At 66.5% G+C, this 21,811-nt stretch carries 22 protein-coding genes; 10 read left to right on the top strand and 12 right to left on the bottom strand.

What is annotated here, in order from left to right; translation table 11 throughout:
• Positions 1 to 222: 222 nt before the first annotated feature.
• The 3 genes from rpmF to mrf are packed head-to-tail and all read right to left on the bottom strand — an operon-like array spanning position 223 to position 2,004.
• On the bottom strand, positions 223 to 396 hold the full coding sequence (gene rpmF, locus ACWEO2_RS13110; protein WP_452405500.1) for a 50S ribosomal protein L32: 174 nt from the start codon (positions 394 to 396) through the stop codon (positions 223 to 225).
• 1 nt (position 397) lies between these two features.
• On the bottom strand, positions 398 to 679 hold the full coding sequence (locus ACWEO2_RS13105) for a type B 50S ribosomal protein L31 (RefSeq protein ID WP_452405499.1): 282 nt from the start codon (positions 677 to 679) through the stop codon (positions 398 to 400).
• Positions 676 to 2,004: a ribosome hibernation factor-recruiting GTPase MRF gene (mrf, locus tag ACWEO2_RS13100; protein ID WP_452405498.1), complete on the bottom strand. Its 1,329-nt coding sequence runs from the start codon at positions 2,002 to 2,004 to the stop codon at positions 676 to 678. The genes ACWEO2_RS13105 and mrf overlap by 4 nt, the downstream gene beginning before the upstream one ends.
• A 143-nt stretch (positions 2,005 to 2,147) precedes the next feature.
• Between mrf and rpmB the strand changes: the two genes are divergently transcribed.
• The 4 genes from rpmB to rpsR are packed head-to-tail and all read left to right on the top strand — an operon-like array spanning position 2,148 to position 3,159.
• Positions 2,148 to 2,384 (top strand): 50S ribosomal protein L28, encoded by a 237-nt coding sequence (gene rpmB, locus ACWEO2_RS13095; protein WP_354957194.1) that lies wholly within the window; start codon positions 2,148 to 2,150, stop codon positions 2,382 to 2,384.
• A gap of 11 nt (positions 2,385 to 2,395) precedes the next feature.
• Positions 2,396 to 2,566, top strand: coding sequence for a 50S ribosomal protein L33 (gene rpmG, locus ACWEO2_RS13090; RefSeq protein WP_354957193.1), 171 nt, complete (start codon positions 2,396 to 2,398; stop codon positions 2,564 to 2,566).
• Entirely contained in the window at positions 2,566 to 2,871 is a 306-nt protein-coding gene (gene rpsN, locus ACWEO2_RS13085; protein WP_452405497.1) for a 30S ribosomal protein S14, read from the top strand. The genes rpmG and rpsN overlap by 1 nt, the downstream gene beginning before the upstream one ends.
• Positions 2,872 to 2,904: 33 nt before the next feature.
• Entirely contained in the window at positions 2,905 to 3,159 is a 255-nt protein-coding gene (gene rpsR, locus ACWEO2_RS13080; protein WP_355176510.1) for a 30S ribosomal protein S18, read from the top strand.
• A gap of 64 nt (positions 3,160 to 3,223) precedes the next feature.
• On the opposite strand, the gene ACWEO2_RS13075 is transcribed toward rpsR, so the two are convergent.
• Positions 3,224 to 3,802, bottom strand: a complete 579-nt coding sequence (locus ACWEO2_RS13075; RefSeq protein ID WP_452405496.1) for a LysM peptidoglycan-binding domain-containing protein — start codon at positions 3,800 to 3,802, stop codon at positions 3,224 to 3,226.
• 262 nt (positions 3,803 to 4,064) lie between these two features.
• Here ACWEO2_RS13075 and ACWEO2_RS13070 point away from each other — a divergent pair, with 262 nt between their 5' ends.
• Positions 4,065 to 4,508: a hypothetical protein gene (locus tag ACWEO2_RS13070; RefSeq protein ID WP_452405690.1), complete on the top strand. Its 444-nt coding sequence runs from the start codon at positions 4,065 to 4,067 to the stop codon at positions 4,506 to 4,508.
• Between the two features lie 585 nt (positions 4,509 to 5,093).
• Here the strand turns inward: ACWEO2_RS13070 and purH are convergent.
• The 5 genes from purH to ACWEO2_RS13045 all read right to left on the bottom strand — a co-directional run bounded on the left by purH (position 5,094) and on the right by ACWEO2_RS13045 (position 10,897).
• On the bottom strand, positions 5,094 to 6,671 hold the full coding sequence (gene purH, locus ACWEO2_RS13065) for a bifunctional phosphoribosylaminoimidazolecarboxamide formyltransferase/IMP cyclohydrolase (protein ID WP_452405689.1): 1,578 nt from the start codon (positions 6,669 to 6,671) through the stop codon (positions 5,094 to 5,096).
• 50 nt (positions 6,672 to 6,721) lie between these two features.
• Positions 6,722 to 7,354, bottom strand: coding sequence for a phosphoribosylglycinamide formyltransferase (gene purN / locus ACWEO2_RS13060; protein ID WP_354957190.1), 633 nt, complete (start codon positions 7,352 to 7,354; stop codon positions 6,722 to 6,724).
• Positions 7,355 to 7,479: 125 nt separating this feature from the next.
• Positions 7,480 to 9,054: a cell division protein PerM gene (locus ACWEO2_RS13055; protein WP_452405495.1), complete on the bottom strand. Its 1,575-nt coding sequence runs from the start codon at positions 9,052 to 9,054 to the stop codon at positions 7,480 to 7,482.
• 83 nt (positions 9,055 to 9,137) lie between these two features.
• A complete protein-coding gene (locus tag ACWEO2_RS13050) occupies positions 9,138 to 10,187 on the bottom strand; it encodes a DUF5336 domain-containing protein (protein WP_452405494.1) in 1,050 nt (349 codons plus the stop codon).
• 317 nt (positions 10,188 to 10,504) lie between these two features.
• A complete protein-coding gene (locus ACWEO2_RS13045) occupies positions 10,505 to 10,897 on the bottom strand; it encodes an AfsR/SARP family transcriptional regulator (RefSeq protein ID WP_452405493.1) in 393 nt (130 codons plus the stop codon).
• A gap of 278 nt (positions 10,898 to 11,175) precedes the next feature.
• On the opposite strand from ACWEO2_RS13045, the gene ACWEO2_RS13040 reads away from it, so the two are divergent.
• Positions 11,176 to 12,120, top strand: a complete 945-nt coding sequence (locus tag ACWEO2_RS13040; RefSeq protein WP_452405492.1) for an undecaprenyl-diphosphate phosphatase — start codon at positions 11,176 to 11,178, stop codon at positions 12,118 to 12,120.
• 60 nt (positions 12,121 to 12,180) lie between these two features.
• On the opposite strand, the gene sucD is transcribed toward ACWEO2_RS13040, so the two are convergent.
• Positions 12,181 to 13,095 (bottom strand): succinate--CoA ligase subunit alpha, encoded by a 915-nt coding sequence (gene sucD / locus ACWEO2_RS13035; protein WP_354957184.1) that lies wholly within the window; start codon positions 13,093 to 13,095, stop codon positions 12,181 to 12,183.
• Positions 13,096 to 13,106: 11 nt separating this feature from the next.
• A complete protein-coding gene (gene sucC, locus ACWEO2_RS13030; RefSeq protein ID WP_354957183.1) occupies positions 13,107 to 14,273 on the bottom strand; it encodes an ADP-forming succinate--CoA ligase subunit beta in 1,167 nt (388 codons plus the stop codon).
• Positions 14,274 to 14,801: 528 nt separating this feature from the next.
• Between sucC and ACWEO2_RS13025 the strand changes: the two genes are divergently transcribed.
• Positions 14,802 to 16,043 (top strand): peptidoglycan DD-metalloendopeptidase family protein, encoded by a 1,242-nt coding sequence (locus ACWEO2_RS13025; RefSeq protein ID WP_452405491.1) that lies wholly within the window; start codon positions 14,802 to 14,804, stop codon positions 16,041 to 16,043.
• A gap of 1,292 nt (positions 16,044 to 17,335) precedes the next feature.
• Positions 17,336 to 18,226, top strand: coding sequence for a M23 family metallopeptidase (locus tag ACWEO2_RS13020; protein ID WP_452405688.1), 891 nt, complete (start codon positions 17,336 to 17,338; stop codon positions 18,224 to 18,226).
• A gap of 745 nt (positions 18,227 to 18,971) precedes the next feature.
• Here the strand turns inward: ACWEO2_RS13020 and ACWEO2_RS13015 are convergent.
• The gene (locus ACWEO2_RS13015) at positions 18,972 to 19,502 is read right to left on the bottom strand and encodes a MarR family winged helix-turn-helix transcriptional regulator (protein WP_452405490.1); all 531 of its coding nucleotides are present in this window, start codon (positions 19,500 to 19,502) and stop codon (positions 18,972 to 18,974) included.
• A 121-nt stretch (positions 19,503 to 19,623) separates the two neighbouring features.
• Between ACWEO2_RS13015 and ACWEO2_RS13010 the strand changes: the two genes are divergently transcribed.
• Both ACWEO2_RS13010 and ACWEO2_RS13005 read left to right on the top strand, forming a co-directional pair.
• Positions 19,624 to 21,129, top strand: a complete 1,506-nt coding sequence (locus tag ACWEO2_RS13010) for an FAD-dependent monooxygenase (protein ID WP_452405489.1) — start codon at positions 19,624 to 19,626, stop codon at positions 21,127 to 21,129.
• Between the two features lie 155 nt (positions 21,130 to 21,284).
• The gene (locus tag ACWEO2_RS13005) at positions 21,285 to 21,770 is read left to right on the top strand and encodes a carboxymuconolactone decarboxylase family protein (RefSeq protein WP_452405488.1); all 486 of its coding nucleotides are present in this window, start codon (positions 21,285 to 21,287) and stop codon (positions 21,768 to 21,770) included.
• Positions 21,771 to 21,811 lie beyond the last annotated feature (41 nt).

The following is a 21,811-nucleotide window of genomic DNA, read 5'->3' as shown; positions in this document are numbered from 1 at the left end:
CTCAAGGAAATCCGCCCCGCCCCGCCGTCGGCGCTGGCCTGAGCCGCACCGAAGCGCGCGATTGGTCGGCTCGGGCGGATAGCTCGGCACCGGAGGCATACCCGCCCGTGGGCTGAGGTTCATGCCTGCGGCGCACGGGCTTCGACGATCGCCCGGTTCGATGGGTGCGACTAGGCGCGGGCGATCGCTGATCGGGCTCGTTCCGTCGCGCTGACCGTGGCGTCAGAGTCGCTCTGGGTCGACGAGTCCGCGTTCGACCGCCCGCACCAAGCGGCGCGGCACCTTGTGCACTACCCCACCGACGCTGACCGGCACCAGGTCGGGTGGGGTGGCCTTCCACTGCGAGCGGCGGCTGCGGGTGTTCGATCGCGACATTCTGCGTTTGGGCACCGCCATGTCAGCCCGCCCCTCGTCCGGGCTGGGACGTTGCCTTCGTCCGCTTACCGTATTTGCGCTCGAACTTCTCCACCCGGCCCTGGGTGTCCAGTACGCGGTGCGCACCGGTCCAGAACGGGTGCGAATCGGCGGTCACGTCCACGACCAGCAGCGGGTAGGTGTTGCCGTCGGTCCACTCGACGGTGCGGGTGCTGGTGGCGGTGGATCTGGTCAGGAAGCGTTTTCCGGTGCTCGAATCCTCGAACACCACGGGGTGGTAGTCCGGATGTATCCCACTCTTCATTTCACCTCTCCTCTCGGACTTTTCGCCTGTCCGTCCATCGGCAGGCGGGTGGCCTCGCCGGGTGCACACGGATCGGCGTGCCACTCGCCGAACGGGTCCTCCCACTGCGCGACCCGCTCGGGCGCGCATTCCACCAGGCGCAGTTCGTCATCCTCGACCAGCGCCCAGTGCAGGGCCTGGCGGATCTCGCCCGGGTCCGCGTCGTGAGCCAGGATCACCAGCGAAATATCCCGGTCGCCGAACTGCTCGTCCCAGCGCAGCGCGGCCATGGCCCGGCGCATGGGATCGGCCTGTGCCAGCTCGGCCGGGCTCATGGTGGCCAGCCATGGTCCGGCACCGCCGACGCGCAATCCGCCGCCCGCGGACTCCAGCCACACCACTTCATTCGGCTGGGTAGCCAGCCAGATCCGCCCGCGCGCGGTCACGATGCCGTCGAAGAGCACATCGAGGGCTTCGTGCAGGCGGGCCGGATGGAACGGGCGGCTCGCGGCGAATTCGAAAAGGGCCACTCCATATTCGGTGCCGAGCGGCGGTTGGCCACGCAGCAGCGGCGCGTGCGCGTCGAAGACGCGACCGCGCCGGGAGCGGGCCGGAATGTGCGTGAGCAGCGCTTCGACCTCGGTCGTGTCCAGCAGATCGATATCGTCGACCCAGGCCACCGGCGCCTCGGGCACCAACCGGGACAGCACCGCGCCGAGCCGCGCCCGATCGATGGCCTCGCCGGAATTGCCGAGCACCACAACGGCATCCGCGAAGTCGACCTGACCGACTGCCACCTGAGCCACCGTCCGGTCGTCGTCCACGATCGCCGCTCCGCGCTCGGCGAGGGTGTCCTCCCCGGTGGCGTCGGCCAACCAGGTCCGGGCGTCCACACAGGTGAGCACGGCCTCGACCCGCACATCGCGACCGGCCGGACCATCGACCCGGCCGACCACACCGGTGACGGCGATATTCTCGATCGCCTGGCATACCGTCTCCGCCTCGAAGGCCGGATCGAGTTCCAGCACAATACGGTTCACCGAATCGCGGGCTGCGAGTGCGCACAGCAGCGGCAGCAGATCGATGCGCAAGGTGCAGGAGACGCAGCCGTGTGCGAGCTCGAGCACGGTCGAGGTCCGCTGCTCGCCGATGTGCACCGTACGGTGCACGATGCCCTCACTCAGCCCGCTCAGATCGTGGCGAATGGTGACGGTGCCCGGCGTCGCACGCAACACCGCGGCCAGCCGTTCCACACCCGCCGCGGCCGGTCCGGAGCATCCGGTGACCACCACGACGGGCGTTCTCCGGTCGGACTGCCTCCCGGGTGGGAGCAGGGTGGGATCCACCACAGCACTCCTTTCGACAATGATTTTCATTTACTATTGAGCAACGGTACATTGCCCAGCAGCCGTTGTCGAAAATGATTGTCAACTGACCCGCTCGCCCCGCCGACTCCGTCGGCTGCCATCCCCGATTGGAGGGAACCCAAATGTCGGCCCACTGCCAGGTCACCGGACGCAAGCCCGGATTCGGCAAGTCCGTATCGCACTCGCACAAGCGGACCAGCCGCCGCTGGAATCCCAATATCCAGCGCAAGACCTACTACCTGCCCAGCGAGGATCGGCGCATCACGCTGACCGTCTCCGCCAAGGGCATCAAGACCATCGACCGGGACGGGATCGAGGCCGTGGTGGCCCGGATCCGGTCTTGCGGCGACAAGATCTGACGGGAGCACCCATGGCCTCGAAATCGACCGAGATCCGGCCGATCATCAAACTGAAATCCACTGCGGGAACGGGATATACCTACGTCACGCGGAAGAACCGGCGCAACGATCCGGACCGGATGATGCTGCGCAAATACGATCCGGTGCTGCGCAGGCACGTCGACTTCCGCGAGGAGCGCTGATGGCCAAGAAGTCGAAGATCGCCCGCAATGAGCAGCGCAAGGAGATCGTCATCCGCTATGCGACGCGCCGCGCCGAACTCAAGGAGCTGATCCGCAAGCCGACCACTTCCGCGCGAGAGCGCGCTATAGCACAGTCGGCGCTACAGCGGCTGCCCCGCGACGCAAGTCCGGTACGATTGCGCAATCGGGACGCCGCGGACGGACGACCGCGGGGTCATCTCCGGAAGTTCGGACTCTCCCGCGTACGCGTGCGCGAGATGGCCCATCGGGGTGAACTCCCCGGTGTACACAAATCGAGCTGGTAGACAACCACTGATCTCGAGAAGGAAACCCGTCATATGGCAGTCAAGCGAGCACCCTCGAAGAAGGTTCGCGCCGAGCAGGCCCGTCGCCCGAAGAAGAACCCGCTGATCGCGGCGGGCGTCGAGACGGTCGACTACAAGGACATCAACCTGCTGCGCACCTTCATCTCCGACCGCGGCAAGATCCGCAGCCGCCGGGTCACCGGGCTCACCCCGCAGCAGCAGCGCCAGGTCGCCGTCGCGGTGAAGAACGCCCGCGAAATGGCGCTGTTGCCGTTCACCAGCCGGTAGACAGCGACCGACGTGCCAGGGCCCCCGAAGCGATGCCTCGGGGGCCTTCGTCGTTCGGTGCCGCCTACGGGATGGTCAGCACCTGGCCGGGGTTGATCAGATCCGGGTTGTCGATGCCGCTGGCATCGGCGATCTCCTGGTAGCGGTTGCCGTCGCCGTAGAAGCGCTCGGCGATGGCCCACAGGGTGTCGCCCGGCGCGACCGTGTAGGTCTGCGCCGCGGGCGGCGGGGGCGGAACCTCTTCGGCGGGCGGGGTGACCTCCTCGGCGACCGCCTCGACGACCGGCTCCTCCGGAGCGGGCAGCGGGTTGTCGGTCTGGGTGTCCGACGCCCACAGCGCGCTGCCGTCCCTGCCGTAGAGCACCACATTGCGGTCGGCCTGCACCGTCAGCCGGTCCGGCTCGCTGCCATTGGTCTCGGTGGACCAAGCGGCGCCCTCACCCTTGTAGAGCACGAAGTTGCCATCCTCCTGCAGGACGGCGCGCTCCACCCCCTGATCGTGAGTCAGGGTGGACCACACGACATTTCCGTCCGGTTCCGACAGCACCAGGTTGCCGTCGGCCTGCAGGGTGAGGGTGTACGCACCACCGACCAGCGCCTGGCCGAGCCCGAGTTCTTCACCTACGCGCAGCGTGTCGCCCACGTTGTTCCTTTCGAAGGTTTAGCTTGCAAAGCATCCGACTCGATCCGCGCCGCGAACCCTGATTGGCGCGCATCGGCCCCGAATGTACTGTGCGCGCGAGCCGCGCGGAGGTATTACGCGCAGGCTTAGCCAAAAGTTCACTGTGTGGGCTGAATCGCTCTATCATCTTGTCGCACAATCTGACGCGACGACTCTCAGGGGTTGCTGGGTGGCCGCATCCCGGCCGGTCGGTGGGTCGATTAGGGTGTTCGGCATGTATCGGATGTCGGTTGGGCCCGCCGCTGTCGCCGTCGCCCTGTTCGTCGGCCTCGCCATCACCGGATGTGGCGGCTCCGATAATGGTGGCGCACAGGAGAAGCCGACAATCAGTGCGGCGAAGACCACACCGACCGAGGGCAAGCCCGCCGATGCGGGCCGGATATTCGTCGCTGATCCGACCATTATCGGCGGGCATCCGATTCCGTTCACCTCGTGGTCGCGGGTGGCCGACGATCGGATCGCCGTCAACTTCGAGACCGGATCGCCCGAGTGCTACGGCGTGGATGCGACTGTGACCGAGACGAATTCGACGGTCACCGTCGAGTTGCGCACCGGAACGCGCGCCGATGCGGTCGGGCGAATGTGCACGATGATCGCGGTCTTCGGGACTCTCGAAGTGCCGCTGAAGGCCCCCCTGGGCAGCCGACAGGTGCTCAGCGCCGTCTAGCAGGCGAGCAAGCGCCGAGATCATGGCACGAGTTCGGCGAGCGCGTCCGATAGCGCGGCGAATTCGGGGTAACTGCCGGATTTGGCTGGGCCCCAGGTATTTTGCGCCATGACGCGCAGGGGCGCGGCAACGTCATCGGAGGTACCGATGCCACCGCGGCCACTGATGCCACCGCGGCGGCCTGATCGAGACGGCGATCTGTGCGGGCGTCTGGACCGGCGGGTCGTCGCACCATACGTACAGGCCGGACCCGAGACTGCTCGCATTCTGTTGCGGAGTCAGTCGGATGCCGTCCACGAAAAGTGTTGGGTCCCAGAGCTCATAGGCCAGCGGCGACGGAATACTGCCGACGGAGGTCGGTCCACCCGTCTCCTAGTACTCCAGCATCACTAGGAGGTGGGCGTGCAGGCGGCATTCGTCACCCGGTGGCTCTGCCGCGATGAGATCCGGTGCGGTGCGGGCGATTCCGAAGAAAGGAAGCGGCAGCTGCGGGATGCCCGCGCGGTTCCAGAGAACAGCCTGTTCGAGGTGCTTCGCCGCGCGGAGAGAGCGGGAGCCGGGTGGCGCCCGCCCTCTGGCGGTAACTCAGTGTGCGAAGTGGCGAGAACCCGTGAGGTACAGGGTGACTCCCGCTTCCCTGGCCAGGTCGATGGTGTCCTGGTCGCGGACCGAGCCGCCGGGCTGCACGATCGCCCGGATTCCGGCCTGGATGAGCTGCTGCGGGCCGTCGGAGAACGGGAAGAACGCATCCGAGGCGGCGACCGAACCCTTGGCGCGATCACCGGCGCGCTGCACCGCGAGACCGACCGCGTCGACCCGGTTGACCTGGCCCATGCCGACGCCGACCGAGGCGCCGTCGTGGGCGAGCAGGATCGCATTGGACTTCACGGCACGGCAGGCGCGCCAAGCGAATTCGAGGTCGGCGAGGGTTTCCGCATCGGCTGCCTCGCCCGCGACCAAGGTCCAGTTCTCCGGGTCGTCGCCGGGGGCGTCGAGGATATCGCGCACCTGCAGCAGTGCGCCGCCGCTGATCGGGCGCAACTCGGCGCCACCGCGGCGCGGCGGCTCGGCGACCAGGATGCGCACATTCTTCTTGCGCTGCAGCACCTCGACGGCACCGTCGGCGTAGGACGGTGCGACGATCACCTCGGTGAAGATCTCGGCGACCTGTTCGGCCATCTCGACGGTGACCTCCCCATTGGCCGCGATCACGCCGCCATAGGCGCTCACCGGATCGCACGCGTGCGCCTTGCGGTGTGCCTCGGCGAGATCGGCGCCGATCGCGATGCCACACGGGTTGGCGTGCTTGATGATCGCGACCGCGGGTGCTGCGTGGTCGTAGGCGGCGCGCCAGGCCGCATCGGCATCGGTGTAGTTGTTGTACGACATTTCCTTGCCGTGCAACTGCTTTGCCTGCGCCAGCCCCGCGCTGCCGTCGTGGGTGTAGAGCGCGGCGGCCTGATGCGGGTTCTCGCCGTAGCGCAGCACCGAGGCGCGATCCCAGGTGCCACCGATCCAGCCCGGGAACTGCGGCGCGGCAGCCTCATTCGGTTCGGAGCCGGGGGCGAGCACGCTGGACATCCAGCTCGCGACCGCGACGTCATAGCTCGCGGTGTGCTGGAATGCCTTGGCCGCCAATACGGTCCGCTCAGCGAGGGTGAAGCCGCCCGACCGCACCGCAGCGAGCACGTCGTCGTAGTCGCCGCTGTCGACGACCACCGCGACCGACGGGTGGTTCTTGGCGGCGGCGCGCACCATCGACGGACCGCCGATATCGATCTGCTCGACACATTCGTCATTGCTGGCGCCGCTGGCCACGGTCTGGGTGAACGGGTACAGATTCACCACGACGAGCTGGAACGCCTCGACACCGAGTTCGACCAGCTGGTCGACGTGTTCGGCCTTGCGGGTATCGGCGAGGATGCCCGCGTGCACCCGCGGGTGCAGGGTCTTGACCCGGCCGTCCAGCGTCTCCGGGAATCCGGTCAGATCCTCGACCTTGGTCACCGGGATGCCCGCGTCGGCGATCTTGCCCGCGGTCGAACCGGTCGAGACCAGTTCGACACCGGCGGCGTGCAGTCCGCTTGCCAGCTCGATCAGGCCGGTCTTGTCGTAGACGCTGATCAGCGCCCTGGCAATCCCCTTGCGCTCAGCTGGGTCAATTGGTCGTTCGCTGCGCTCAGCTGGATCAATTGGTCGTTCGCTGCGCTCACTCACCGAAGTACCCGCTCATCTGGAATTACTGCCTTTCGTCCGTCGGAGACAATGCCTCTGGTCGCGACGGCGGCGACAACCTCCGCCAGCAACCGTCGCTCGACAACCTTGATGCGCTCATGCAGCGTGGCCTCGTCGTCACCATCCAGCACCGGCACCGCCTCCTGCGCGAGAATCGGGCCGGTATCGACTCCGGAATCGACCAGGTGCACGGTCGATCCGGTGACTTTCACCCCGTAGGCGAGCGCATCGCGAACCCCGTGCGCGCCCGGGAATGCGGGCAGCAGCGCAGGATGGGTATTGATGATGCGGCCGCCGAAGCGGGCCATGAAGGCCGGGCCGAGGAGCTTCATGAATCCGGCCGAGACCACCAGATCGGGTTCGTAGGCCGCAACCGCGTCGGTCATCGCGACATCCCAGGCGGCGCGATCGGGAAAGTCCCGCAACACCATCCGGAAGTTCGGGATCCCCGCGGCGGCCGCGTGTTCGGTAGCTTGGCAGACCCGGTCGACTCCGACGGCGACGATGGTCGCCGGGTAGTCCGGAGCGGCCGCGGCCTCGATGAGGGCGCGCAGCAATGACCCGGTGCCAGAGGCCAGCACGACGACGGTTGCCGGTGCCGTGGGGGGCACGCTCGGGGCATTCGGGGACGGCTGGGGGATGGCAGCCGACGAAGTCGGCGGGGCGGGCAAGCTCAGCGGTCTACTCCTGGTGTCGGTCGGAACGGCGACGGTGGTGCGACACCGCCGGGTAAAGCCTAACGACCGTCCACCTGGTCACTTTCCAGCAGGTCCGCCTCGACCACTTCGGCATCGACGATGTCGGGGACGGTATTGCTGCCCGGAGTGCGCGCGGTGACGATGGACGTCTGCTCCTCGACCAGTTCGCCGTCGAGCTCTACCTCGAAGTCGGCGCCGTCGTAGTCCTCGTATTCGTCGTCGTAGTCGTCGTAATCGTCGTACTGATCGCGCTCGTGCTGATCATCGTCGTAGTCGTCGTAATGATCGTCATAGTGGTCGTCTTCGTACTGGTCGTCGTCTGAATAGTCGTCGTCGTAATCGTCGTGGTAGTCGATGACCGGTGCGCCGACCGGAACGACGAGCCAACGCGCGAACATCAGGCCCACGTAACCGGCGACGGCCAGCCAGCCGAAGGCCACCACCGCGAAGATCGGCAGGTCCAGGCCCATATGACCGAACGTGCCGAGGTCACCGCCCGCCACCGCGCCGAGCAGCACCAGGGCCACGGTGGCCACCCCCGCCGCGGTCAGTGTCGCCCACGGTGCGGCGGCCCGGTCATGGGAGGTCCGTCCGATATCCACACCGCCCAGCACACCGACGGCCGCCGGGATCAGCAGCAGCACCGGCCACCAACCCGTGGCGGGTCCGGTCGGCACCGCCGCCATGACCGGAACGGCCGGAATCGGCCCGCCGACAACGGAGAACACTCCGATCGAGGCATCGCCGAAATGCGCACCGGAGCCGACAACCACCCCGACGGCCGCAAGCACCACATTCGGCAGATATGCCAGTGCGAGCACGCTCAGCCCGATCACGCCCGCCGCATTGCCCGCCGTCTGATAGGTGTCGCCGATGTGTGACCAGTGCGCGAAGAAGGAGACGATGACCACCACGGTGGCGCAGCCCAGCAGGCGCAGCACCGACCGGCCAGCGCCGAGAGTGCCCGCAATCGCCCAGTCGGGCAGGCGCAGCAGCGTGAAAAGCCTGCGCCGGTTCCGGCTCGCAATGCCGCCCACCGCCGCGACCGAATACAGAGCGCCGACCCAGCCGAAGGCGGCGAGGGTATTCGGCGGCTGCAGCGGCACGACACCGGAGGCGTCCTCGGCGACCGCCAGACAGACGGCCGTGACCAGCAGCGGACCGGCCAGCGCCGCGCCGACAATCCATCCGAGATCGGCGCGTGAACTCTCCGGTTCGACCGCGCGGGCACAATCCCGGGCGGACAGCCAGACCAGCAGCCCCGTCGGCAGCAGCGGCAGGAGTCCGAGCGAGGTCTTGCCGATCACCAGCGGAACCTGGTGTATCGCAAACCAACCCGCGGCGATCGCACCCGAGGTGCCGGCCAGGCTGCTGCCCGAGGAGAGCAGGGTGGCCAGGGCCAGGATCGTGATGGCGAGCAGCGCGTAGGTAGTGGGGCGGGCGGCGACCAGCAGTAGTACGCGGGCGCGTTCGGGGGTCAGCGACAGAAACCCGGCCTCGTCGAGACCATCGGTGTGGGAACCGCGCGGTGCTCGGTCACTCCGCGCCGAGGGTTCCGGCGCGCCGCGGGACTCGGTGGTCCGGCGAACAAGAGAGGATCTCGGGGCGCTCATGGAAATTCAGCGTGGCAGCTCCCCCGGCGCGAGCGGGTCAGGCGCGCCGACCCGGTCTGGTGCGCGCCGGGAGAGCCGGGGAATTACTTGTTGTCCTCGGAGGGACGGAATGCGTGAGTGGCGTCCGAGGACGGGTCCGAACCGGTCTCACCGCCGAAGGGCTGGCTCTGCTGACCCGGCTGGCTCTGGCCGAAACCCGGTGCGCCGTACTGCTGTTGTCCGGGCTGCGGGGCGCCGAAGTGCTGGGTGGCACTTTCATCCGGGCGCGGCTGCGCGGCGGGCGCCGCACCGTAGGGCGAACCCGGCTGTGCCGCACCGTATCCGGGCTGCTGCTGACCGTAGGAGGGCTGCTGACCGTAAGACGGTTGCTGCTGACCCTGACCATAAGACGGCTGGCCCTGACCATAGGGCTGCTGCGACTGGTACTGCGGAGCACCCTGGCCGAATCCCGGCTGGCCGTACGACGGCTGACTCGGCTGGCCCTGGCCGTACGGGCTCGAGCTCTGGCCGAAGGCGGAGGGCTGCTGGCCCTGGCCGAACGCGCTCGGCTGGCCGTAACCACCGGTGCCGAAACCGCTCGGCGGGCCCTGCGGGGTGGCGGGCTTGGGCGCGGGCGGGGTCAGGATGCCGGATTCGAACAGCACCGCGACGACCGCGACGGCGGTCTGCACGAAGGCCAGGAATAGCAGCAGGTAGGCACCCCACTTCAGCTCGACGTTCAGATCGTCGGGCGTAGTGAAGGACAGGAACAGCGTGCCGAGGAAGCCCGCCGCCGATGCCGCGGCCGCGGCGCCGACCCAATTCTGCTTGGGCAGCAACGAGAGTCCGGCCAGCAGGCCACCGAGGAGCAGGATCGCCAGCAGCCCGGCCGCGCCGAAGTATTGGAAGAGACTGAGCGTGTCACTGCCGTCGACCGTCACACCGCCACTGAGCTTCCTCGGCTTCTGGCCGAAGAACGGCAGGAAGCCGAGCAGGAAATTGATCACACCGAGCCCGGCGACGCCGACCACCAGGAAATACGGCAGGCCCTTGGCGGTGGACGCGGTGCCGGTACCGGCCGACTGGCCGGTGCTGGAAGGTGCGGGTGGCGTCGCGGGTGCGTTGTACCCGGAGCCCCCGGTCGGGTATGACATGGTCGTCGTCTCCTAGGTCGAGTCGTACGTGTCTTGACGGCTTGGATCTCTTCTGACGCTACTGCACTCGTTGGCCCCGGTCACCCTCAACGAACCGGTCGGGCGCCCGAAAAACACCGTCTACGCTGGTTCTCCGCAAATCCGCGCCCGCCGATAACAATTCTGCGCTACCACCCCCGATGGGAACGCGATTCGGCCCGGAGCGTCGGATGCGGATGCTCCAGGCCGAAACCCCTCGATGCGATAACCCCCAGCGGCACTAGCGGGGCACGACATACCAGGCGCCGTAGCTGCCCACGCAGTCGTAGTCCTGCCATTCACCGTGCTGGCAATGCAAGCGCCTCCTGCGCCGCCGCCGCGACCGCCACATGATCGCCACCGCGACGCGCGCTGTACAGCCGCTGCGCCGCCGCCTCGGCCATCCTCAGATCCGCAGCACTGACGGTCGTGTGATACCCGGCCGACGTGCGCAGGACAACTTCGGCATGTGCCCCCAGCGCGGCCCGCAGTCGTGACACCACCACTCGCAACCGCTGCACCGGCCGCTCGATATCACCACCCCACAGATCCTCGGCCAGCCGCACATCCGGCACCGGCACCCCACCCGCCAATGCCAACCGCACCAATACGGCCCGCTCCAACGGCCGATCGATGGCGACACCGTCTTCGCCTGCCCACACCTGCACTGGGCCCAACACCAGCACATCCACGCCACCCAGCATGGCAGTGCCAACCCCACGCTGCCCACCCGCTCCACCCCGCGCGGACCCACACCAGCAGGCACCCAACCCGCGGCAATTCCGCACCGCGGCAGCAGCATCACAATCTCGCCGCGCTCCGCACGGCCCGCCCGACATGCCATCGAACCGAGTTCATCCGGCGGGATCACCGGCCAACTGAAAGTTCAACTCGGACAAGCATTTCAAAACGGACACAGGTCTGATTCTGGGAAGGCCGGGGCGGGGTCGACATGCCAAGCTGTCAGGCGATGCTCACGTATACCCAAGCCGTTGTGATCGGCGCATTGCAAGGCATAACCGAACTGTTCCCGATTTCCAGCCTGGGTCATTCCGTTTTGGTGCCCGCATGGCTGGGTGGGTCATGGAGCGAGCTGGTCACCCAGGGCGATTCCGATTCCGGTACACCGTATCTCGCCTTCGTGGTCGGGCTGCATGTGGCGACGGCGATCGCGCTGCTGGTGTTCTATTGGCGCGACTGGGTCGATATCGGCACCGGCTTTCTCACCACACTGCGCACCCGGCGGATCGAAACCTCGACCCAGCGCCTGGCCTGGCTCGTAGTCCTGGCGACCGTGCCGGTCGGCATCCTCGGGCTGCTGCTGGAACATCCGCTGCGTACCTTGTTCGCGAAACCCCTTGCGGCGGGCCTGTTCCTGACGCTCAACGGCGTTGTACTGATCACCGGCGAGGTACTGCGCCGCCGCAGCCAGCCGACGCTCGCCGACTACGGCCGCCGCTTCGCCGAGGCCGAGGCGCGGGCCAAGGCCATCGAAGAGGGATATTTCGTGGCGACGGCGGAGGAAGAGCCGGTCGGCCTGGGCGATCTGTCGATCAAGGACGCGTTGATCATCGGTGTCTCGCAGACCGGTGCACTGTTCGCGGGCATCAGCCGCTCCGGCATGACAATGGTCGGCGGCCTGCTGCGCGGTTTGGACCATGAGGACGCGGCGAAATTCGCCTTCCTGCTTGCCACGCCGGTCATTCTGGCCGCGGGTGTGCTGAAGCTGCCGACACTGGCCGGCCCGCAGGGTGACGGCATCCTCGGTCAGGTGCTGGTCGGATCGATTGTCGCGGGCGGCGCGGCGTATCTGGCGGTCCGCTTCCTGGAGCGCTACTTCAAATCGAATTCGCTGCTGCCGTTCGCGGTGTACAGCCTCGCCTTCGGTATCGCCTCGGTGGCCCATTTCCTCTGAGCCGACAACAAAGGCCGCCTTCGGAGAACCGGAAGGCGGCCTTTGTGCGAATGCGATGGATCAGGCGGTGACGCTTGCCTTCTCCAGGATCTCGCGCGCCAGTGCGGCGGTCTCGGACGGCGTCTTGCCGACCTTGACGCCGGCGGCCTCGAGCGCGTCCTTCTTCGCCTGGGCGGTACCGGCCGAACCGGAGACGATGGCGCCAGCGTGGCCCATGGTCTTGCCCTCGGGAGCGGTGAAGCCCGCGACGTAGCCGACGACCGGCTTGGTGACATTGGCCTTGATGTAGGCCGCGGCCCGCTCCTCGGCGTCGCCGCCGATCTCGCCGATCATCACGATCAGCTTGGTCTCGGGATCCTTCTCGAACGCCTCGATGGCGTCGATGTGGGTGGTGCCGATGACCGGGTCGCCGCCGATGCCGATGGCGGTGGAGAAGCCGAAATCACGCAGCTCGTACATCATCTGGTAGGTCAGGGTGCCGGACTTCGACACCAGGCCGACCGGGCCCTTGCCGGTGATGTTGGCCGGGGTGATGCCGACCAGCGACTCGCCGGGGGTGATGATGCCGGGGCAGTTCGGGCCGATGATCCGGGTCTTGTTGCCCTTCTCCACGTTGTAGGCCCACGCGTAGGCGGTGTCCTGCACCGGGATGCCCTCGGTGATGACCACGAGCAGCGGGATCTCCGCGTCGATGGCCTCGATGATGGCGTCCTTCGAGAACTTCGGCGGCACGAACGCGATGGACACGTCGGCGCCGGTCGCCTTGATGGCCTCTTCGACGGTGCCGAAGACCGGCAGCTCGATCGGGTTGCCGTCCTTGTCGGTGTGCGCAACGGTGGTGCCCGCCTTGCGCGCGTTGACACCGCCCACGACCTGGGTGCCGGCCTTCAGCATCAGCGCGGTGTGCTTGGTGCCCTCACCGCCGGTGATGCCCTGGACGATGACCTTGGAATCCTTGTTGAGGAAGATAGACATTTCCGGTTCCTTTACTTGGCCGCTGCCAGTTCGGCGGCCTTGTCGGCGCCTTCGTCCATTGTCTGCGCGAGCGTGATCAGCGGGTGCGCGGCATCGACGAGAATCTTGCGGCCCTCGTCGACCTTGTTGCCGTCGAGACGGACGACCAGCGGCTTGTTCGCCTCGTCGCCGAGGATTTCCAGCGCCTTCACGATGCCGTTGGCGACCGCGTCACACGCGGTGATGCCGCCGAAGACGTTCACGAACACGCTCTTGACCTGCGCGTCGCCCAGGATGACGTCCAGACCGGCGGCCATGACCTCGGCCGATGCGCCACCGCCGATGTCGAGGAAGTTGGCGGGCTTGACGCCACCGTGGTTCTCGCCCGCGTACGCGACGACGTCCAGGGTGGACATGACCAGACCGGCGCCATTGCCGATGATGCCGACCTCGCCGTCGAGCTTGACGTAGTTGAGGTCGTTCTCCTTGGCCTTGAGCTCCAAGGGGTCGGTCGCGTCCTTGTCCGCGAAGGCCTCGTGATCCGGGTGCCGGAACTCGGCGTTCTCGTCCAGGGTCACCTTGCCGTCGAGCGCGAGGATCTCGTTGTCGGGGGTGCGGACCAGCGGGTTGACCTCCACCAGGGTGGCGTCCTCGCCGACGAACACCTCCCAGAGCTTCTGGATGGTGATGGCCGCCGCGTCGAGGACATCGGCGGGCAGGTGGCCCTGCTCGGCGATCGAGCGGGCGAACGCGAGGTCGACACCCTTGACAGCGTCGACCGGCACCTTGGCCAGGCGCTCCGGCTTGGTCGCGGCGACCTCTTCGATCTCCATGCCGCCTTCCACCGAGCACATGGCCAGGTAGGTGCGGTTGGAGCGGTCGAGCAGGAAGGAGATGTAGTACTCCTCCGCGATGTCCTTGGCCTCGGCGACCAGGATCTTCTTGGTGATATGGCCCTTGATATCCAGGCCGATGATGTTCTGCGCGTGCGTGAACGCGTCGTCCGGGGTGGCGGCGAACTTGACTCCACCCGCCTTGCCGCGACCACCGGCCTTCACCTGGGCCTTGATCATCACCGGCTTGCCGATTTCCGCCGCGATAGCGCGGGCGTCCTCGGCCGTGTCCGTGACGCGGCCCTCGGACGAAGGCACTCCGTGCTTAACGAAGAGCTCCTTCGCCTGATATTCGAAGAGATCCATGTACTCACCGTCTCGTCTGCGTTGTGATGACAACGTCTTTGTTGGCGGCCCGACGTCGGAAGCGGGTCGGGTCGGACTTTAACCAGTCACATGGAGGGCCAAACGGCCACGTTCATCGTAAGTGGCGCAGGTCACGGCGTGCCGCCCAGGGCCGGAAAACGCCTGGCCAAGGCTACTCGCGAGTAGGTTGTTGACGGTGCGGCAGGTAGAGCCAACGATACCTATCGGGCGGCACCTTCTACTACGAGTTGTCGTCGGACAATCTCACGCACATGCCCCGAAAACAGTGAGATATTCCGGTGCGTTACCGTGATGAATCTCACATGTTTGGATTGATCGCACGCAGCGCTTGCGGACCTCGCAATCGTTTCGTTACCGTCATTGCGGTCGATGTCACAACACGGTCACGACTAGGAGGACGGCAAGCTTGACGCAGCACAGCACTCCGCTAACGGAGAGCCGTTCCATAGCGCCTCTTGGCAGGCAGTTCGACACCGCGATCTCTCGCTCGATGATGTGGCACCAACGATGAACCATCGCTCGACCTTCGCTTCCGATAATCGCGCTCGCTCCGGACATCGTTATCGTTCCGATGACGATGACGCATACGGCGGACATTCCAGTGCGGCGGTAGATCCGTTCGGTACCGCTTCGCGAGGCTCCGGTCACAGGTACGCCGCAGCGGCCGGTTACGAGCACGATGACAACTCCTGGGACGCGAACGATTCGTGGTCGCAGGCTGATTCGTGGTCGCAGGCCGCGCCGCAGCAGCAGTCCGACTCATGGGCGCAGTCGCAGTCCTGGGCGCAAGCCGATTCTTGGTCCGACGGCGGCGCGTGGGCGTCGGAGGATTCCTGGACCCCCGAGGGTGACAATTCCTGGGCTCCCGACGCCGAGGCATCTTGGACGCCGGAGGCGGACGGATCCTGGGGTGCCGAAGACTCCTGGGATGGCGAGGACCCCGCTTGGGAGTCCGAAGATCCGGAATCTCCGGCCGGTCCCACTGTCATTCCGGCCCGTCGCGCGAACCGCGGTAGCGGCGGCGCGCATCGGATGCCCGCACCGCCCGCCTCGCTCAAAGGCCGCGCCGCGGTCGTCGCCGTCGCCGCGGGTGCGGTGGTCGCCGCTGGGCAGGCCGCCTTCGCCTCGCCCGAACAACCCTCGCAGGCCGTTGATTACGAGGCCGCGGGCCAGATCCACGAGATCGCCGCGCAGTCGGTCAGCGTGGCCGACCCGAACTCTGCGCCGGATTCGCCGCAGGTGCTCAATGTCTCGGCCCCGACCAATATCGGGCAGTTCGGCGACATGCTGCAAAAGGGCCAGAAGTTCGCCGAAGATATGGCGGCACAGGAGGCCTCGAAGCTCCGCCCGCTGTTCACCAAGTTCGCCGCGGGCAATTTCACCTCCGGCTTCGGCGCCCGCTGGGGCGTACAGCACCTCGGCGTCGATATCGCGGGCCCGATCGGCACCCCGATCTACGCCGTCGCCGACGCCACCGTGATCGAAGCGGGACCGGCTTCGGGCTTCGGCATGTGGGTCCGACTGCTGCACGATGACGGCACCGTGACCATCTACGGACATATCGACACCGCCACCGTGTCGCAGGGACAGCGAGTCATGGCAGGCGACCAGATCGCCACCATCGGCAACCGTGGTTTCTCAACCGGCCCGCACTGCCATTTCGAGGTCTGGTTGAACGGGGTCGACAAGGTCGATCCGCTGCCCTGGCTGGCGACGCGGGGTATCAGCTTGGGGCCGCAGCGGGACTGAGTGTTTCGGCTTTCCCGAACTGTTTCGCGGCCGGATCACTCGCGGCCGGGCAAGTTGCCTTTGGGGCCAACTTCGAGGCGTACGTTGATCGGCTGTGTGCATGGCCCGGCGCGCTGCGGGCAGACAAGTATCGCCAAGCCAAGCTGAGTCGGTTTCGCGGTTTCGCGGTTCGCGCATCGCGGTTCGCGCACAAATGGCGAGCCAGTATTCAGGCTGCTGGTCGAGACTTCCGGCCGACCATTCTTGACGGTTTCGGACATCTTGGAACCAAATTCGGAGTGCGGCAATGGGATTCATCGAACAATGGTTGCGCTGCCGCAATCGATTCGTTACCGTCGATGGACCCGATTCCCCCTCAGTAATCGCGACCGGAGGATGACGCTCTAGATGCGCGTTGCGAACACCATGAACGCCGCAGCCACCACGCGAAGACCAGCAACTTTCGAACTTTCCTGGCGCTCAGGACATTTCGGACATCATCCCGGCACGCTTCGGTCACACTGATGAGTCGCGAGAGAACAACCGGGTCCAATAGGCAAGGCCGCCCGGTACAGCACTACCTAGATAATTCCTGGCAATCTCCCAACCGCCCCGATAGCCGCGAACCCTGGCACCTGAGTGACCCCTGGTCGCAGCCACTTTCGCCGTCCGGCAGTGGTGCCCAGGGCTACGACGCTGGCCAGAACCGCCTCGCGGCCCAGGGGTACAGCGTGGGCCAGGGCTACAGCGTGGATCAGACCTACGGCACAGACGAACGGTTCGACGCGAGTTCGTGGTACCGCACTGACCAGAGCTACAGCGCATACCCGAACTACAGCGCATACCCGAACTACGACGCGGACGTGGACCACAGCGCATACCTGGATTACAACGCGGACCAGAGTAACTACACGAACCACCGATTCGACACGAATCCGCCGCACGGCACAGACCAGAGCCACAGCGCATACGCGAGCCACGACGCAGAACTGGACTACAGCTACAACGCAGACCAGAACTACTACACAAACCAACAATTCGACACGAATCCGCCACACCGCACAGACCAGAGCCACAGCGCATACCCGAACCACGACGCAGAACTGGACTACAGCTACAACGCAGACCAGAACTACTACACAAACCAACAATTCGACACGAATCCGCCACACCGCACAGACCAGAGCCACAGCGCATACCCGAACCACGACGCAGAACTGGACTACAGCTACAACGCAGACCAGAGCTACAGCGCGTACCCGGGCCAGGACCGCGGCGCACGCCGGAGCTACAACACAGACCAGAGCAGCGGCATGCGCCAGCGATTCGGCACGAGTCCGGGTTACCGCGCAGACCTTGACCACGATGCGAACCCGGACGCGGGCCATTTCCACGACACGGATCCGATCCACGACACCGACCAGTGGCGGACAGCTGGCCGGGCGGACAGCCGTAATGACGTGGCGGAGCGGCGGGTTGGGCGCAAGCGTGGGGGTGCGCATCGAGTGCCTGCACCGCCCAGGGCGTTGCGGGGGCGGGCGGCGGTTATTGCGGTGGCGGCCGGGGCGATTGTGGCGGCGGGGCAGAATTTCGCGGCGGGGACCGAGAAGGCGCCGCAGACGAGTGAATTGCAGGCGGTTGGTCAGCAGCGGGCGGTGGAGCCGGTGAGTGCCGAGCTTCCGGCGGCGCCGGAACTTCTCGATCTCGCGGCGCCGACCGATCTCGGGCAGTTCTCCGACGTGCTGGAGAACGGCAGCAAGTTCGCGCAGGATCTCGCGGCGGAGGCGGAGGCGGAGCTGCGGCCGCTGTTCACCAAATTCGCCTCGGGCGCCTTCACTTCCGGGTATGGGCAGCGCTGGGGTGTGCTGCATCCCGGGGTCGATGTCGCGGCGCCCATCGGTACACCGATCTTCGCCGTCGAGGATGGCACCGTCATTGATGCGGGTCCCGCCGCCGGATTCGGGATGTGGGTACGGGTGCGCGGCGACGACGGCACCGTCACCGTGTACGGCCACGTCAATACCGCCCTGGTCTCGGTGGGCCAGCACGTCCTCGCGGGCGACGAAATCGCCACGGTCGGCAATCGCGGCGAATCCACCGGCCCGCACTGCCACTTCGAAGTCTGGCTCAATGGCACAGACCGCATAGACCCCATCCCCTGGCTCGCCACCCGCGGCATCAGCCTCGGCCCCGAACGCGACTGACCGCACCGACCCACGGTGATCGCGCAGGGAAACTTCACCCCCTCAGTGATCTACACCCCTGAAGTCACCTACACGACACCGGGACCGACCTGCTACCGCACTCACGCCGAGCGATCAGATCGCGCATCGACCCCAGCAGTGGCTGTGGTGCGGCGGTGAGTGCCAGACCGATCAGGGATACGACCTTGGCCACTTCCAAGCCGATGTACCAGTAGTGAGCGCGGTAAGTCCGCACCGGCGAGCACACGGTCCGAGCGGCGGGTCAGCAGTGGCCGGATAACGAGGAGTTGGACGGCGAGAATCGCGGCGGTAACGCCGAGCCAGATCCGAACAGCACCGCTTGGGCCGACGACCAGGGTCGCCACGATAAGCAAGGCGACAAGGACGGTCTCCGCGATGTTCAGGGGTTCCGGTAGTAATCGCGCGAAGAACAACACATATGGCAGGACCAGCAGCGATGGAGTTGTGATGGGTTCGGGCTGCGCGCAGGTGAGTGTCAGATCCGGGGCGGGTCGGGGCCGCTGATGATGCGGTGGATGGTGGAGCGGCCGACGCTGTCCTCTTCGGCGAGGTCGGCCGGGCTCGCGTCGAGATGCCGGTGTCGATGAAGATCCATTCGCGCGGGACTCCGAGTGCGAGGAGTTGGTCGGTCTGGATCTCGACGTCTAGTTCGTCGGTGGAGCAGCGGCAGTATCCGACGCGGAGCGGCGACAAGGCGGGGTGAAATACGTGATCTACCAACCGCTTATGTCGTATTCGCTCGATTCTCCGCTGATACTGCGAGCGCATCCTCCTCGGCGAGGGGGCCATCGACGATGGTGTTCAGGTGTGCCGCGAGGTCGTCGACGAGGCGGCCGAGCAGGCGGACGAGGTCGCGCCGTTCGGATTCGGGCCATCCGGCCAGGGCTTGGTCGAACCAGTCGTCGATGACGCGCAGGTAGCGGCCGATCAGCTTCTTCCCGTCCGGGGTGAGAGTGATCAGGCGGGCCCGCTGGTCGTCGGGGTCCGGGACACGTTTGACGAGTCGGCGCCGTTCGAGGCCGTTGAGTTGCCGGGTGACGTGTGGGCCGACGACCTGCATTCGTTCGGCGATCTCGCCGACCCGTAGCGGGCGGTCGGCGGATTCGAGGATCACCAGGATTGTCAGCGCGGGCCGTTCCAGGGTGATTCCAGCTGTGGCCGTGGCGGTTTCGAACAGTTGCCCGCGGCCCAGCGTGTTGCTCAGCTGTGCCATGCGCGGCAGCAGTCCCTGCAACGGATTGTCGTCCCTGTTCATCCATCCACCTTGATTAGATACCTAAGTTAGGTATATCTTACCCTCATCCCGCTCGGCAGTCCGCACGGACGCTCTGTCGAATAATAGATACCTAAGGTAGGTAGATTGAATGTGCAGTGATGTGACATCGACCGATGTCCTCATCGTCGGTGCCGGCCCGACCGGGCTGACCCTGGCGATCGACCTGGCCCGCCGGGGCGTCGGTTTCCGGATCGTCGAGCGTGCGCCCGCGGCGAGTACCGCGTCGCGGGCGAAGACGATTCAGCCGCGGGCGCTGGAGGTCCTCGACGATCTCGGGGTGATCGACCGCGTGCTGGAGTTCGGGGCGGTGCATGTGCCGACTCGGCACTACGACCGTGACCGTGTGATCTCCGAGGCGGTGGAGGCCGCGGTGGGGACATCGGATCCGGACGTTCCGTATGCGCCGGTGTGGCTTTCGCAGCCGTTGATCGAGCAGATCTTGCGTGAGCGGCTCACCGAACTGGGCGGCGAGATCGAGTGGGCGGCCGCGGTGACGGTCCTCGCGCAATCAGCCGACACCGTGGAGGCGACCCTGTCGACGGCGAGAGGCACCCGGCGGGTGCGCGCTCGCTATGTCATCGGCTGCGATGGCGGGCGCAGCGTGGTGCGGGAGCAGGCCGGCATCACCCTCGACGGCACGTCCTACGGTGATCACCGCTGGTGGCTCGGCGATGTGCGGATCGCGGGCCTGGACCGGCATTGCCAGCATGTGTGGATCAGTCCCGAGCGCGGGATCTTGTCGCTGTTCCCGTTGCCCAGCACGGAGTTCTGGCAGTTCCAGGCGTCGGTTCCCGCCGATGATCCCCACCCGGTGGCGCCGACGCTCGACCTGTTCCGCCGCCTGTTCGCCGAACATGCCGGACTGCCCGAGGTCGGCATCGACGACGCGGGGTGGTTGTCGTTGTACCGGATCAATGTCTGTCTGGCCGACCGATACCGTGTGGGCCGCGTCTTCCTTGCCGGTGATGCCGCCCATATTCATTCACCCGCCGGTGGGCAGGGGATGAATACCGGCATCCAGGACGCCTACAACCTCGGCTGGAAACTCGCCGCCGTCCTCGGCGGCGCCGACGAAACCTTGTTGGACACCTACGAACTCGAACGCCGCCCGATCGCACGAGCGGTTCTCGACGACAGCACCTCTCGCATGCACGCACTCATGCGTTCAACGCACGCCGGCGAGGGTGCATCGGCCATCCGCGGGCTGACCGACGATTTCACCACCGGGCTCACCATCGCCTACCCCGACAGCCCACTCACCAGACCATCTTCGGGGGACGCCCAGGTTCGTGCGGGGGACCGCGCACCCGACGCTGTCGTCCTCGACGCCTCGACCGGCCGCGAGGTCCGGGTTTTCGATCTGCTGCGTGGCGCACACTGGACACTACTCAGCTTCGACAAGGCCACACCGGTACGCCGGAACAGGTCCCGGAGTCCCCTCGCCACCGCGCCGAAGACCATCCGGATCACCACCGACACCGCCGCGACCGGCCCCGACACGATGATCGACCCCGGCGGCCGTGCCCACCGCAACTACGACATCACCGGCGATGCCACGCTACTGATCCGGCCCGACGGGTACATCGCTGCCCGCACCGCGGCCTGAAGCCATGCCTCGATCCAGATGCCGGGCACCGCCATTTTGTGACATCGGAAACCCGTGCCGCACATCACTTTTCCGCAGTGTCATACCGATCGCCCGAACGGCATCTCGTGTTCGTTCACGACAGCGACACCACTCTCGACAGCAAGGACGAAGTCATGGAACCCCGTTTCACTCTCACCGACAGTGCCCTCGGCGCCAAGTTCGCCAAGCGATTCGGCAACACCAGCATGGTCATCCTCGGATCGACGCTACCCAAGACCACCCAGGACCTGATGACGCTGCGCGTCAGCCAGATCAACGGCTGCGGCTGGTGCACCGACGTGCACAGCAAGGACCTCGCAGCCGCCGGAGAGCCCGCGGTGCGCATCAATCTGGTCGCCGCGTGGCGCGAGGCTTCAGTGTTCACCGACGCCGAGCGAGCCGCCCTGGCACTGGCCGAGGAGGGCACCCGTCTCGCCGACGCCCACCAGGGGGTATCCGATGAGACCTGGGCGCAGGTCCGCAAGCACTACGACGACGACCAGATCGCCGCGCTGGTCGCCCTGGTCGCCCAAATCAACGCCGCTAACCGGCTCGGCGTGATCGTGCGTCAGCAGGGCGGCTCCTACGAGCCAGGCATGTTCGCTGAAATCACCGGCTGAGATCAGCGAGCGAACCCGGTCCGGCCCAGGAGCAGTTGACC

This window comes from Nocardia sp. NPDC004278 (assembly GCF_053602975.1).
The sequence above is the reverse complement of the archived record's forward strand: the minus strand, read 5'-3'. Positions and strand labels throughout refer to the sequence as shown.